Annotated in this window: 20 protein-coding genes; 4 read left to right on the forward strand and 16 right to left on the reverse strand. The window is 36.4% G+C overall.

Translation table 11 applies throughout. From position 1 onward, the window contains the following. Window positions 1-13: 13 nt before the first annotated feature. The 7 genes from IGL15_RS07445 to amaP (IGL15_RS07475) form a co-directional block, all read right to left on the reverse strand. Window positions 14-1441 carry an amino acid permease gene (locus IGL15_RS07445; RefSeq protein ID WP_002297463.1) on the reverse strand — a complete coding sequence of 476 codons (1428 nt, stop codon included), beginning with the start codon at window positions 1439-1441 and terminating at the stop codon, window positions 14-16. 30 nt (window positions 1442-1471) lie between these two features. Further along, a complete protein-coding gene (locus tag IGL15_RS07450; RefSeq protein WP_002296683.1) occupies window positions 1472-2686 on the reverse strand; it encodes an ammonium transporter in 1215 nt (404 codons plus the stop codon). Window positions 2687-2771: 85 nt separating this feature from the next. Beyond that, the gene (locus IGL15_RS07455; protein ID WP_080343611.1) at window positions 2772-2999 is read right to left on the reverse strand and encodes a hypothetical protein; all 228 of its coding nucleotides are present in this window, start codon (window positions 2997-2999) and stop codon (window positions 2772-2774) included. 27 nt (window positions 3000-3026) lie between these two features. Then, a complete protein-coding gene (locus IGL15_RS07460; protein ID WP_002290686.1) occupies window positions 3027-3269 on the reverse strand; it encodes a GlsB/YeaQ/YmgE family stress response membrane protein in 243 nt (80 codons plus the stop codon). Window positions 3270-3300: 31 nt separating this feature from the next. Further along, entirely contained in the window at window positions 3301-3858 is a 558-nt protein-coding gene (locus IGL15_RS07465; protein WP_002295944.1) for an Asp23/Gls24 family envelope stress response protein, read from the reverse strand. 12 nt (window positions 3859-3870) lie between these two features. Beyond that, on the reverse strand, window positions 3871-4059 hold the full coding sequence (locus IGL15_RS07470) for a DUF2273 domain-containing protein (protein WP_047928142.1): 189 nt from the start codon (window positions 4057-4059) through the stop codon (window positions 3871-3873). A 12-nt stretch (window positions 4060-4071) separates the two neighbouring features. Beyond that, window positions 4072-4638, reverse strand: a complete 567-nt coding sequence (gene amaP / locus IGL15_RS07475; RefSeq protein ID WP_002297459.1) for an alkaline shock response membrane anchor protein AmaP — start codon at window positions 4636-4638, stop codon at window positions 4072-4074. A 416-nt stretch (window positions 4639-5054) separates the two neighbouring features. Between amaP (IGL15_RS07475) and IGL15_RS07480 the strand changes: the two genes are divergently transcribed. The 4 genes from IGL15_RS07480 to IGL15_RS07495 all read left to right on the forward strand — a co-directional run bounded on the left by IGL15_RS07480 (window position 5055) and on the right by IGL15_RS07495 (window position 7584). Continuing rightward, window positions 5055-5228 (forward strand): hypothetical protein, encoded by a 174-nt coding sequence (locus IGL15_RS07480; RefSeq protein WP_002291299.1) that lies wholly within the window; start codon window positions 5055-5057, stop codon window positions 5226-5228. A 639-nt stretch (window positions 5229-5867) separates the two neighbouring features. Beyond that, on the forward strand, window positions 5868-6341 hold the full coding sequence (locus IGL15_RS07485; RefSeq protein WP_047928143.1) for a DUF2975 domain-containing protein: 474 nt from the start codon (window positions 5868-5870) through the stop codon (window positions 6339-6341). An 8-nt stretch (window positions 6342-6349) separates the two neighbouring features. Further along, window positions 6350-6577, forward strand: a complete 228-nt coding sequence (locus IGL15_RS07490) for a helix-turn-helix domain-containing protein (RefSeq protein ID WP_002295139.1) — start codon at window positions 6350-6352, stop codon at window positions 6575-6577. A 635-nt stretch (window positions 6578-7212) separates the two neighbouring features. Continuing rightward, entirely contained in the window at window positions 7213-7584 is a 372-nt protein-coding gene (locus IGL15_RS07495; protein ID WP_104765508.1) for a hypothetical protein, read from the forward strand. Window positions 7585-7870: 286 nt separating this feature from the next. Here the strand turns inward: IGL15_RS07495 and IGL15_RS07500 are convergent, their stop codons facing one another. The 9 genes from IGL15_RS07500 to IGL15_RS07540 all read right to left on the reverse strand — a co-directional run bounded on the left by IGL15_RS07500 (window position 7871) and on the right by IGL15_RS07540 (window position 13941). After that, complete coding sequence (locus IGL15_RS07500) at window positions 7871-8113, reverse strand: GlsB/YeaQ/YmgE family stress response membrane protein (RefSeq protein WP_002291278.1); 243 nt, start codon at window positions 8111-8113, stop codon at window positions 7871-7873. 31 nt (window positions 8114-8144) lie between these two features. Then, window positions 8145-9047 (reverse strand): Asp23/Gls24 family envelope stress response protein, encoded by a 903-nt coding sequence (locus IGL15_RS07505; protein ID WP_047928145.1) that lies wholly within the window; start codon window positions 9045-9047, stop codon window positions 8145-8147. Between the two features lie 12 nt (window positions 9048-9059). Next, window positions 9060-9248: a DUF2273 domain-containing protein gene (locus tag IGL15_RS07510; protein WP_002291274.1), complete on the reverse strand. Its 189-nt coding sequence runs from the start codon at window positions 9246-9248 to the stop codon at window positions 9060-9062. A 13-nt stretch (window positions 9249-9261) separates the two neighbouring features. Continuing rightward, window positions 9262-9825, reverse strand: a complete 564-nt coding sequence (gene amaP, locus IGL15_RS07515) for an alkaline shock response membrane anchor protein AmaP (protein ID WP_002296677.1) — start codon at window positions 9823-9825, stop codon at window positions 9262-9264. A 37-nt stretch (window positions 9826-9862) separates the two neighbouring features. Then, window positions 9863-10756 (reverse strand): SDR family oxidoreductase, encoded by an 894-nt coding sequence (locus IGL15_RS07520; protein ID WP_002296675.1) that lies wholly within the window; start codon window positions 10754-10756, stop codon window positions 9863-9865. 77 nt (window positions 10757-10833) lie between these two features. Then, on the reverse strand, window positions 10834-11757 hold the full coding sequence (locus IGL15_RS07525; RefSeq protein WP_002303839.1) for a magnesium transporter CorA family protein: 924 nt from the start codon (window positions 11755-11757) through the stop codon (window positions 10834-10836). Between the two features lie 48 nt (window positions 11758-11805). Next, window positions 11806-12156: an iron-sulfur cluster biosynthesis family protein gene (locus IGL15_RS07530; RefSeq protein WP_002296672.1), complete on the reverse strand. Its 351-nt coding sequence runs from the start codon at window positions 12154-12156 to the stop codon at window positions 11806-11808. Between the two features lie 32 nt (window positions 12157-12188). Continuing rightward, entirely contained in the window at window positions 12189-13091 is a 903-nt protein-coding gene (locus tag IGL15_RS07535) for a glycosyltransferase family 8 protein (protein WP_002298674.1), read from the reverse strand. Beyond that, entirely contained in the window at window positions 13084-13941 is an 858-nt protein-coding gene (locus IGL15_RS07540) for a glycosyltransferase family 8 protein (RefSeq protein WP_002296670.1), read from the reverse strand. The genes IGL15_RS07535 and IGL15_RS07540 overlap by 8 nt, the downstream gene beginning before the upstream one ends. Window positions 13942-13977 lie beyond the last annotated feature (36 nt).

Here is a 13977-nt window from a genome sequence, read left to right on the forward strand (position 1 = left end):
CAGCTTTCATTTTTTATTTTTCTGCATGCTGGAATTTATGACGGCATGCGTAGATCGTAAATGGAATAACTAAGACGATAAGATAAGAAACAATCAGAATCGTTTCATAAATCCCATGCTGTCCAGCTGCGATACTAGCAGGTGGAACAAATGAGATACAAAAAGCAAAAAGTGAAGTCAAAAGACCTAAACAAGCAACGATTACTTTTACAACTTTTCCGCCTGGAACCTGATAGGCTCTTTCAAGACTGTCATCTTTAAAAACCAGCTTCAAATAGCCCGCGAAAAACATAAAGTACAACATCAGGTAGATTACAACAGTCAATGACATCGCTGCAAGAAATGAAAGATTATTCCCCCCGCCGCTTAATGTAAAGACGGCTGCCCAGATTGTTGCAACGATCCCATTTGCGATCATCAAATGAGCAGGAACACCGTGTGTGTTTTCTTTTGCAAAATATTCAGGAAGTAATCCTTCTTCTGCTGCTACGTGAAGTGCTTTTGAAGGAGAGGTTACCCAAGAAGCAATTTCTCCGATGACACCTAAACAAACAAGAATCGCAAGAATTTTCGCAATCCATGCAAGATTTGGATCAATGTGTCTTAATAGGAATTCTAACGATTGAATCACCCCTGTATTAAGAGACAAACCATGTTGAGGTACTGTAGTAGCGACGGTCAATCCGCCAAAAGTATCTAAAATGATTGCCAGAATAACCAATACAAACATTGCTAATGGATAATCCTTTTTAGGGTTTTCCATTTCATTTGCATGACTGGCAGATGTTTCTACGCCCATATATGCTAAAATAAAGGAAACAAAAACAACCAGCGTAGGCAATTTTGAAAAATCAGGAATCAATGTTTTCATAGACAGTGTCGTTTGTAGTGGAGCGCCTGAAGCGACATAATGGATCCCTAAGCCAAACAAGACTAATGCTGGCAACAAGATACCAGCTACAAAACCGATCCGAGCAATCAATGAAGTGTATTTGGTTCCTTTTAACTGTGAGAGTAAAATAGCCCAGAAAATAATCAATAGGATTGCCAATTTCAGATATTTATTGTTTTGTATAGCACCAATACCCGTTGCATAGGATAATGCACCAGTTAAGAAATACAGCATGGTCAAGTAGCCAACTGTTATCTCAAACCATTGGAAAAAGATTGCGGCAAAACCGAATCGTTTTCCCAATGTGCGACTGACCCAAGTATAGACACCGCCTTTTTCCCATCCTTTCACCGTTGCCATCTCTGCTGCGCACAATGCCACAGGGATAAACCATAGCAAACCGCCTAATAACAAGAAAAATACTAAGCTGAAGCCTGAGGTCGCGAATGTGGGATATTCATATAATGAAACGACCATTGAGATGGTCATAGCCAAAAAGCCAAAGAACGTTAATTTTTTTGCAGGAATTTTCGTTTTGCTTTGTTGCATGAATCTTCCTCTTTTCTATTTGAATTTGTTTCAATTGAGTTTGTTGCCAAAGAAGAAAAAGTCCAATCCTTCTTCTTGTTCTTCTTTTGTAGTAGTGATCGTTGTAAAGTGCATCGCCGATTTTAAAATCACTGTTGTCAGCACATAGGCATACACGGCAGTAATGATGACACCAATCACTTGAATCCCTAAGAAGTACCAGCTGCTTGGATTCGTTAGTAAATGGCTGTTAGATGCAAAGATCCCTATCAGAATCGTACCTGTGAATCCGCCCATGCCATGAACACCCCACACATCAAGTGCATCATCCCATTGTTTCTTTTTACGAAAATCAACAGCAGCATGACAGACGATACCCGCAATGATCCCAATCAGCATGGCACTTTTTGCTTCTACATAACCGGCACAAGGCGTAATGGCTGCCAATCCAGCAACGGATCCTGTTAGTACGTCGACAAAATCAAAGCCATTTCCTTTTACTTTTGCAATGATCAGCCAAGTAATCATCGCAAATGCAAGAGCGATGAATGTTGAACCAAATGCATTGACTGCTTGTTCATCTGCTCGAAGTGCACCACCGGAATTAAAACCGAACCAGCCAAACCAAAGCAGTCCTGTACCGATAGCAGCTGCCATAAGACTGCTATGCTGACTTCTTTCTCCTAAAGGAATCTTTCTTTGACCAAGTGTGAGGATACATGCTAAAGAGCCGAATCCAGCTGTCGTGTGGATGACTGCTCCACCAGCGAAATCTCTAAATCCCATCTGATCCAAAAATCCGCCGCCCCATATCCAGTGGCAAACAGGGAAATAAATCAGCAGATTCCAAAAAATAACAAGTATAATATAGCCTTTTAAATTCAATCTCCCTGCAAAAGCTCCTGTCATCAAAGGAACGGTAATCACGATAAACATCAGTTGGTAAAGAAAGAACATTAAAAATGGAATCGTTGCACCATGAAACATGTTGGGGAAGCTTGTAACATGTCTCATCAAAAAGAAATCTGCCGGGTTTCCAATAACACCGCCGATATCCCGTCCAAAGGCCAATCCGAATCCACCAAATACCCACATAATCGTTGTTATCCCAACGGAGAGAAAAGATTGAGACATGATCGTTAGTATATTATTCTTCCGTGCTAATCCGCCGTAAAAAAAAGCTAGACCAGGAGTCATCAGACAAACCATTGCTGTACATAAAATCATGAATGCTGTATCTCCTGTATTGATAGGTAATGTATTCATTTTTTTCGCCTCCTTTCTACGATTACGAGTATAAAAGAAGGTGTAGTTGTTTTTTTCTTCTGTTTTTTTGAATTAATACTTGCATTTATAAAAGACAGACAATTAATAAAAGCTTGATGTGTTGTGCTCTTTTTCGTTTTTCACACAAATAAAGACAAAAAATAAACGGTCTTCTTTTTATAGAAAACCGTTTATTTTCGTCTTTTTTTATTTTTAAAGATATTTTTTCATAAGGAATAAAGAATACTTCATATAAAATATATAAAAAAGAACCGCAGCAAGTGTCGCTACGGTTCTCAAATTTGTTCTTCATTTCAACATAAGTTTTTCTTCAATTTGCTTATAATTTACGTGCAAAGAATGAAACGACTAATACTAAAATGATTGCACCGATCAATGATGGAATGATAGCCATTCCTGCAATTGTTGGTCCCCAAGTTCCTAGTAAAGCTTGTCCAATTGCTGAACCTACTAAACCAGCAATGATGTTTGCGATGATCCCCATTGATGATCCTTTATTCGTGATTGCTCCTGCAATTGCTCCAATGATACCGCCGACGATTAATGCCCAAATAAATCCCATTTTAAATTCCTCCTAACTGACTTTTTACTTCTTATTGTACACGTGGTTCGTTATTTTCTTTGACTTTTTGTGCACCTTTGCCTACAGCAGATTTTGCTTTATCTGTTTGGCGTGAAGCAAATTGTCCTGTTGATTTTGCTGCTTCTGTTACTTTGTCTTGTACTGTTTCTTGATCTTTTTGGTATTCTTCTTGTGTTTTGATGTCTGCAACATTCACATTCACTTCGATAACATCTAAATGTGTCATATTGTTTACTTCAGTACTGATCAATTCTTTGATTTGGTTGTAAATATCTTCGATGTCTTTACCGTATTCTACGATCACATCTAGATCCACAGCTACTTGTTTCTTACCTACTTCTGTATTGATACCTGCTGTTACGTTATCTGTGTTGACTAATTTTTCAGCCATATTTGAGAAAAATCCGCCATCTAATGTCAATAGACCATCTACATCTTTCAATGCATAACCGATGATTTTTTGGATGACTTTGTCTTCATAAGTCAATTCACCATTCATCATGCGGTTTTCTCCTTTTTCATTTGCCAAAACTGATCCATTTGTTGTATTCATGTTTTTGTTTTCCATCTTTGTTTCCTCCTATGATTTAAAAAATTGATCAACTATTCCTGACTGTTTCAAATAAAAACCGATTCCTACGCCAATTGCTGTCATGATTATGATCAACAATGTCTTGAAAAATCCAATCGTTAACCACAAAACAGCTAGCAGTAGTCCAAGACCCCCAAAGATAATAGGGAGCTTGTATGCTGAAAATAGTTCTTTCATTATTTGGCCCTCCTATTCCACTCGAGAGTGCTTGTAGTCTCTTGTATCTTCTTGTTCTTCATAACCGCTGTATGTGACTGCCACTTTGACCGTTTCTTTTGTTCCAAGTACTCTAGTCACTTCTTCTTCGATGTCTTGCATCAATACACCTGTTTTCCCTACTAATGAAGAAGTTCGTTTCAAGTCTCCGTTGACATGGATATGGATTCGATTTTTCGTTGAACGTATCCGTACTTTAGGTGAATGAATGAACTCTTCTTCGTGTAAATGGGAACGTACCAACCCTTCGATCGCTTTTTTGTCGATTGTTAGTTTGCCATCTTCCCGTTTCATAACGAAAGTTCCTCTTGACTTTGGATAGAAAAGAACGACTAGCAAGATGATAATAGCAAGAACGGCAAATACTACAGCTGCCCAGAAAATATATTGTTGCATGTAGTAATTCGTTAAAGTAAAGAAGCGAAATCGTTCCAATTGTTCAGGCATAATATACGGCGCATTGATCAACGCAATCGCTAGAAATACTGAAAGTAGCAGTAAACTCATGATAACACCGATTATTTTTAACCCCTTATTCATTTTCCACCTCCTATAAACTTATTTTTACCCTGTAAATAACTCTACCGACAATCACAGTATAGATAGCGAACAGTTAGCATAGCACCAGTAAATAAAGCGCTACCAAACATTGTTGGATCATAACGGCGTTTTATTGCCAGTCTGATACTGAAATAACAATTGCTTACTTATTCTCTATTTACTTTTGATTACTGGCTATACTTAAAGGATATTATTCAAGATTAAAAATTGCAAAGGTTATGCTCAGTTATTATTACAAGATTCTATTTATTTATTAAATTTTTTCGGAGAATTAAAAAATACAATAAATAACTTTAGTTACTTTAATGCGTTCTTGCTTTATTTTTATATTATCATTTTTCTTATTCACTTCTTTGGTTTATACTATTCTTATAAATAAAAACGAGGTATGTCCTATGATGAAAAGATTGTACTATTCATTGATCATAACGATTGGCTATTTGATTGTATCAAATCTAGGAAATATGGTATTTGGTATCAGTAAAGAATTCAGTTGGACTACTACATTATGGGAATCTCTATTCTTTTTCATCTTCGTATTTTTGTTACAAAATTATCGAAAAAAATAAACATGTGCCATCTATCTGTTGGCACATGTTTTAGGATTTATGGTACTTTTTATTCGGCAATCCATTTTATTTTTCTACTTCTTCTTAATACCTCTAACACTTTTGATTTATAAACTAATCCAATGCATCTACTTGCGCTTATTAAGCTATTTCAGCTAGATAGTACCACCCCATGCGTCAATGCTTGATTTTCCTTTTGTATAACATTGTATAAGCAATAAAGGACAAATAAGTGGTGATTACACCAAACCATTGAATAAGAAAAATTCTGATACGTAAATAAACATGAACTTGAAAAAATTAATGAATCGGTTAGCTACTACGTAGTTGTCTTTTTTCTCATACAGTTCTGTTAACTTACACTTCTCTTCGCTAGATAATAAAAAATCCTCCAACTGTATTGTCCAATATAATCCCAGGCATCTAAACTAGCATTATAGAAGAGACACACATAGAATCTAAAATAACTGGTTTTAAATGTTTCTTACAATCAAAAAAAGCTGTTAAATGCACTCCACACCCTCATACTCTATCATTTTTTATAAACGATATATTTTTATTGTTTTTCGATAAAAAATAGTTGTTTTACAATAATTATTCTGCTATATTTTAGCTATCAAAGATAAAAGAGGGATAAAAATGAAATTTAAAACATTGCTATTAAAATTTGTCGTTTTAGGTATAAGTGCCGTATTTATTTTGTTCGGCGTACTTTTTTACACTCAGATCGCTACAAGCGAAAAAGGATTCAATTTTGATTGGCAGACCACATTATTTGTTTCTGTCATTTACTTTGCCCTTCTCCTAGGGATCGTTATTGCTTATTTCTTATTGAAACTATTGAAAAAAATCGAAGATAACCAGGCTTTTTCCACTCAAAGCTTAAACATACTAAAAAAAATCGAACGAACCATTTTGTTTATTGGTTTCGCCTTTTTTGGCTTACTTCCTAAATTTATGAAAGTAGCGGATTTAGACGATGCTCCAGGTTTGATGTTGGTAGGAATCGCTGTCGTATTCATTCCTTTTGCAGTATACACATTAACAAGCGTGCTGGAAAAACTGCTTGAAAATGCGATTTTACTTAAGACAGATCATGATTTGACAGTGTGAGGTGCGACATGGCAATTATCGTTAATTTAGATGTAGTATTAGCTCAAAAAAAAATGAGTGTGACTGAATTGAGTGAGAAAGTGGGCATTACGATGGCAAACATCTCTATTCTAAAAAATGGAAAAGCAAAAGCCATCCGTTTTTCCACTCTCGAAAAAATCTGCCAAGTTTTGGAGTGTCAACCAGGTGATTTGTTGACCTATAAAAATGACTCGAATACTATACCAGAAGAATAAAATAAAGTAGAACAAACAGTAAATAAAAAATAATCTGAATGATAGATGTGTGAGACTTTTAGAAGTTATTTACGTCTATTATTCAGATTTTTTATTTCAATTGAATACCGTTTTATCTATAAATAAGATATGTACTGACTCATACAAAGGGGGCCTTTTCTTCTCCATGTACTATCACTTTTCCTGATACAACTGGTTTCCTGTTACGTTGTAGTTGGATCTGCTTTTAGTATAATACTTTATTCATTCCACCAGACTGATAGCAGTTTGAGCAGTCTAAATAATCATGTAGTATTACAGGCCATTCTGTTTCATACCTTGAAGTGCTTAAAACTTCAGCTAATGGCCCATTGTGTTAACTCTTACTCCATTCTTTTTTAGTAAACTCCCATATATACTGTAAAGCCTTCTATATATTATGTCATGTTGCTTTTTACCATTTACTATGTAGTTTTGATAAAATGATTTGAATAACAGTGATGGAATGTTCTTTTTTATTTTTAACATTATTTTGATAATAATGATTATTTATTTAAAAATACATTAGATAACATTTGTTACGACACGAAAAAGCTTCACAAACAAATATCGTTATTTTAAAATGAGGGCGAACTCACACAATTAGGAGGAATAGTATGCCATTTATTGTTTACTTTTTTCTTTCATTACTCGTGATCTATATTCCATTACCAACATTTTTCCTGCTCGTCAATCGTCTAGCAGAGCAACATGATACGATTGCTGCTCTTACGAAACTTTGTTTACTTCTATTTGTTTGTCTAGATTACTTTACGAGCTATTATTGGCTAAAACAGACAAGAGTAAAAAAGAGATATTATTTCTTCCTTGTCTTTTTCAATCTCTTTGAGTTTCTGATCCATTGCTTTTTACTTCATCAGTATCATACGATCCATTTGTGGATCATCTGGGTTTTCCAAGTGGTCGTATTATTTTGTATGTTCACCTTTTCTATCTCAAGAAAATTTAGGGAGACATTATTTTATTAAAGAAGCTTCTCTGTATCAATAAAGACACATTTAAGGAAAAACTGGTTAACATACTGGGTTTCCCTTAAAAAACTTTTAAAAATCTAATTGGGAATTTGCCCGCATAAATAAGAGGCTGTGACAAAAGTCTTGTCACAGCCTCTTATTCCGAATAAACAGTGTTCAAAAGCTTGCATCTTCGATAATATGCCCAACCAAATGAAAAATATGAGAAGCTATTTTTGTTTGGCTGTTCTTATTACTTGATGAAGAACAGCTTTTTCACGACCTCTTTTTAAAAGTCTTTTTACAGTTTTCGAGCAAAGAATGATACGATTAGTACTAAAATGATGGCACCAATCAATGATGGCACGATTGCCATTCCTGCAATACTTGGTCCCCAAGAACCTAATAATGCTTGACCAAGTGCTGATCCAACTAAACCTGCTACGACATTTGCAATAATCCCCATCGAAGAACCTTTATTCGTGATTGCTCCTGCAATTGCTCCGATAATTCCTCCGACGATAAGTGACCAAATAAATCCCATGTTTCGTTCCTCCTAATGTTTTACTTCCTTATTACTGAACCCGTGGTTCTGTATTTTCTTTTACTTTTTGTGCGCCGCTTCCAGCTGCTGATTTTACTTTATCTGTTTGATTCGAAGCAAATTCACCGGTTCTTTTCGCTGCGTCAGTTACTTTGTCTTGCACCGTTTCTTGATCTTTTTCAAATTCTTCTTTTGTTTTGATGTCCACTACGTTAGCGTTGACTTCGATCACTTCTAAGTGTGTCATATTTTTTACTTCTTTGCCGATTACTTCTTGCATTTCTTCAAAGATTTTTTCGATATCTTTGCCATATTCCACAATGACATCCATATCAACTGCTACTTGTTTTTTACCGACTTCTGTTTCAATACCAGCCGTTACATTATCTGTATTCACAAGTTTTCCTGCCACATTAGAGAAGAAACCACCGTTTGCAGATAATAAACCGTCTACTTGTTCAATTGCGATTCCGATGATTTTTTGCACAACTTTATCTTCATAATTCAGCTCACCGCGCATTGAATCTTCCTGTTCAGAATCATGCTTTCCTTGGTTATTTGTATGATCAGAACCAAGTTTTCCTTGTCCGTTTGTGTGGTCAGAACTAAGTTTTTCTTGTGCTTTCGCATGGTCAGAAGGATGTTTTTGCTCTTCCACAGGTTTAGAAGGATCGATTGCATCATGTTGTTCTGGAACTTTAGATTCTGGAGTTCCTGGATGATGAGGTGCATGCTTTTCTGCATCATGTTTCTTCTCTTCTACTCCTTGTTGAACGTTAGGGACTACTGGATCTGGATGTGCAGATACTGGTGCTGTTTTGTTCTTTTCATCGTTCACACCATTTGATTGGTTTGGTGTCGTTGGGTCTGGATGTGCAGACACTGGTTTTTGGTTGTTCATTTTATTGTTATTATTTTTGTTATTGTTATTCATGGATGTTTCCTCCTAAGATTTAAAATAGTGATCTAAGATTTTCGTTTGTTTCAGATAAAAACCGATAGCGACGCCGATCGCTGCCATGATCAAGATCAATAAGGTCTTGAAAAAGCCCACGGTGATCCATAAAACGGCTAATATCAATCCAAGTACCCCAAAGATGATAGGGAGCTTGTATGTCGAAAATAGTTCTTTCATTTTTGGTCCCCCCCTATTCTACTCGTTTGCGGTCATTGCTTCGTTTAGCTGGTTCTTCAAAGCCTGTGTATTTCACCGATACTTTCACTGGCTCTTTTGTTCCCAATATGTGTTGTACTTCATTTTCGATTTCTTTCATCAATGTTCCTGTTTTACCAATGAGTGCTGAAGTTCGTTTCAACTCCCCTTTTACATTGACGGCGATCTTGTTTTTTGTTGCTTTGACATTTACTTTTGGTGAATGGATGAATTCATCTTCATGCAAGTGAGAACGAACCATTCCTTCAATTGCTTTTTTATCCAACGTCAACTCCCCATCACCATGTTTCAGTAGAAAGTTTCCGATTGTTTTTGGATAAAACAGGAAAACAAGTAACGTGATAATTGTCAAAATAGCAAATGCAACGGCAAGCCAAAATACATATTGTTGCACGTATGAATTAGTGATGGAAAAGAATCGAAACTTCTCTAGCTGAAAAGGCAATGGATAGGTTGCACTTAATAGTATCGCAAACAAAAGCACAGATAGCAAAAGTAACGTTCCGATCACTCCGATCGTTTTTACACCTTTATTCATTTTCGCACCTCCTCATAGGGGTGAAACGATCAACTTCTTATAAGTTGATCGCTTCTCCACCAGTTACTCCGTAAATTTGGGCTGTAACATAACTTGCTTTATTCGATGCTAAGAAAACATAAACTGGTGCTAATTCTCCTGGCTGACCTGCACGTTCTAGTAAACTTTGCTGACCAAATTCAGGGATCGAATCAGAAGGTTGTCCTTCGTCTAGTTGTAATGGTGTCCAGATTGGACCAGGTGCTACACCATTTACACGGATTCCTTTAGGTGCAAGCTGTTTTGCTAAACCGATCGTAAAGTTAGCGATTGAAGCTTTTGTTGCTGCGTAATCTAATAAATGTTCGCTTGGATTGAATGCTTGAACAGAAGTTGTTGTTACGATTGCTCCTCCTGCTGGGATATGCGGAACAGCTTCTTTCACTAAAGCAAACATAGCGATGATGTTTATCATAAATGTGTCTTTGACTTGCTCAAGTGGTAACTCAGCAATAGACTGACAAGAAATTTGCTGTCCTGCGTTTAGTACCATCGTATCTAGCCCGCCAAGTTCACTCACGGCCTTATCTATGATTTCTTTAGGTGCTTGTTCGTCACGAAGATCAAAAGGTAGTAAGACAATCTTACGTCCTGCATCTTTCACGTATTTTGCTACTTCCTCTGCATCTTTTTCTTCTCCTGGGAAGAATTGAAGAGCGATATCTGCTCCTTCTCTAGCAAATGCAATCGCTGCTGCACGACCGATCCCTGAATCTCCACCAGTGATTAGTACACGGCGGTTTTCTAGTTGATTATTGCCTTCATAGGATTCTTCTCCGCAATCAGGAACAGGAATCATATTCTGCTGTAAAGCGGGTGTATCCTGATCTTGTTTAGGAAATTTCTCCGTATGGTACAAGTTTCGCGGGTCGATTAATTTTGGTTCTGTCATTGCTGTATTCCTCCTAGTTTTTAAATTGTATTGCCAAAACAAATTTCTTTGTTTGATACCTGTTTTAAATAGATTCTTTAATTTGTATAATCTTTCCGGTATAAATGGTAACCTAAAACTACTGCTGCTATCAAAGAGCCAAAGACTACGAGTATAAAGCCTAGAGCAGAACTTTTACCCGGTAATCCTCCTGTATTCATTCCCCAAATCCCTGCGAACAACGCCGGAACGGAAATGATTAATGCAGCTGAATCTAGATATTTCATGATATGATTTAGATTATTGTCCATCATCCCGTTGAATAGATCACCAATACTCTCTAATAAATCTCGATAGATCTCGATCATTTTTTCTGTTTGTCGCTGTCTCAAATGGACATCATAGAGTAGCTGTTCATCATCTAAACGTTTGATGAAAGTTTCAGAATTCCATAATTGATCCATTGTTTCCCGTTGATCTCTTAAGGTATGATCGATATATACGATGTCTCTTTCAAGATCTGCCTGTTTATACAGTTCTTCATTTTCCGTTGTTTTACGAGCTGCTTTATCCAAAGCGTCAATTCGCTTTTTCATCTCTCTTAGTTCTTTCACGTAATGGGTGTAAATATCTAATAATGTATACGTGATGATCTTTTCAAACGAGTTTAAATGATTTCCATGCTTTGTCAGCAGCCGATCCACAAATTCGGTTTTTCTATCGATACAAGTAATCAAGAGATTATCGGAAAGTACAAAAGATATTGGCGTTAATTTTTTTTCGATACGATTATCTGACTGATCTAGATTAATCACTACCAAAGAAAATGGATGCTCTAGTTTCGTCTCATAAAGGCGCTCCATCCGAGAAACTTCTTCCGGATATTCGGTTCCTACGAAAATATCATCAGGAAGCTCGAATTCTTCGATTGCTTGCTCGATCTCTTCGGGCTTTGCACTATCAAGTACGAGCCAATTATATTTTTTTTCATCTGTTTCTATTACATTCTTTTCTTCATCCACAAAGTAGTATCTCAATGTATACCTCCTTTTTGGACTTTCTCGAAACTATTAGCTGAAGAAGCAGTTCTTTAATTTGATATTATAATCGAGTACTGCGATTTCATTTTCTAATGAAAAGCTGTCAAGCTGTTTGTTGAAGTCCATGTTCAATCGTTTACCGAAATAATTTTGCTCTAATTTAGATGTATAGATGTCCAATAATGGATGCTCGATTTTAGTCGCATATTCTCCAAATTCCGAAACAAAAGGAATGATTTGAAAAAAGCTGCCTTTTGCAAAAGCACCTTTGTCCCTTAAAAATGGATCGGAATCATTGATGAGCGCGAGTGCGATTTTTGTATTTTCCCCAACCTTTTCAATTAACGTCTCTACTGCATTTTTAGACATTGTAATTTCCATTCCTACTCCCCCTCTTCAGTTGTTGTCTTCTATTATTTAACAACTACATCTGTTTTTGGTTGAACTTTTGCGTATTTTGGATATTTAGGGAATTTAGCTACACAGCGGAAAGCCGTCATCCCTGCATATTTTTCGTAATATTTCTTCGTTGGCCCTTCAAAATCCTTGCTCCACGGTTTCACATGTCCTGAAAAATGGATAATGTAAGGATTGTTGCGAGTTTCTTCGTATTCACGTTCGCCTGCTGCTGTTGGATGTTTTTTTGCTTTTGCCATGATATAGCCTTGTGCATTCCAACGCGGATGAAGTGGTAACCAACGGTCATGTAAGATAGCATTTAATGCATCTTGGTCATGGAATCGTAATTTTTCTGGATTATGTTCGATGAAATCTAATACTTTTTGCGTAATATTTTCATCTAACCATTTTTTCACATTGATCAGCATCAAACCTGAGTTGAAATAACGCATTGATTTAGCTGAAATTTCCATTTTTTCCAGTCGTTGATGGAACCCTGCATCTTCAACAGCTGCTACGATTGAATCCCCAAAATCAAGACGCCATAATTTAGAGATGTCTTGTAAAGCGATCATGTCGCAATCCATATATAAGATACGTTCAACTTCTGTGCCGCGGAACAATTCCGGAATCGCAATACGATAATAAGCTGTTTCTGGAATACGATCGCTGATTACCACATTTGTAAAGAATTCTTTATTGATTTTCAAGAATTCCACATCTGAGTTCATTCGTGCGTTTTTCACTGAGAAGCGTAAAAGCTGTTTACTTTCAAAATCGATATCATCGTCAATCACATAGAACCGAACAAATTTAGACGGGTTGCAATTATCTAATACTGAGACAAATAATGCAGCTAAATGTGGTACGAATTTTGTGTTACAACTTGCGACTACTGCTATTTCTTTTTTATTCATTGATCTCGCCTACTTTCGTTAGAGTACTGTGTGCTAATTTTTTTAAGTATAAATTGGTATACGGATGATCTTTCAACGTATTCCAAGGTTTATCATGTCCTGTAAAGTGAACGATCGAAGGTTTTTCATTTCCTTCTTTATACTGACGTTCATATTTTTCATTTGGTGCTGGATGACGTTCAAAAATCAGCGAAGTCTGCATGTTCCATTTTGGATGAAGTTGTTCCCAATCTTCATAAAGTACAGCATTCAAAGCATCTTGGTCGTGATAGATGATTCGATCGCCATTTTCACTGAGGTAATGGATAGTTTTTTCTGTAATTTCTTTTTTATTCCATTGATCAATGTCAATCACCATCACTCCTGAATTGAAGTACAAGTCATCGGAATCGATTCCTAATCTTTCCAAAGCTTTCACTTGGCCTGGATCGATAATAGCGCCGATTGTTTTTCCATTTAACGGCTCATCATATAGTTTTACGATATCGTCTAGTACTAACACATCTGAATCTAAGTAAAGGACTTTCTTATAATCCTCTTTAGCTAATAAGTTTGGTAAAGAAATTCTTAAGTAAGCGGTAGTTGTGATATGGTCACTGACTAGGAAGTCTTCGTAGATATCTTTTTCCACTGTCAGGAATTGGATACTTGCATTACTTGAATATTTATTTACCGTTTCTTCCAATCCTTCTTTACTATATTCTGATAGACCATCGTCAATCACATAAAATTTTATGCGTCTTGTTTTATTGCAATTTTCTAATGCAGTTGCGATCATCACGCTCAAGTAAGGAGCATAATTTTCGTCTGAAGCAGTTACCACAGGAACTACGCCGTATCTCTTCTCCATCAAAATCACTCCTTTTTCTAATCTTTTTCTAACCTG

The sequence above is a fragment of the Enterococcus sp. DIV0436a genome (genome assembly GCF_051711605.1).
Taxonomy (GTDB): domain Bacteria; phylum Bacillota; class Bacilli; order Lactobacillales; family Enterococcaceae; genus Enterococcus_B; species Enterococcus_B faecium.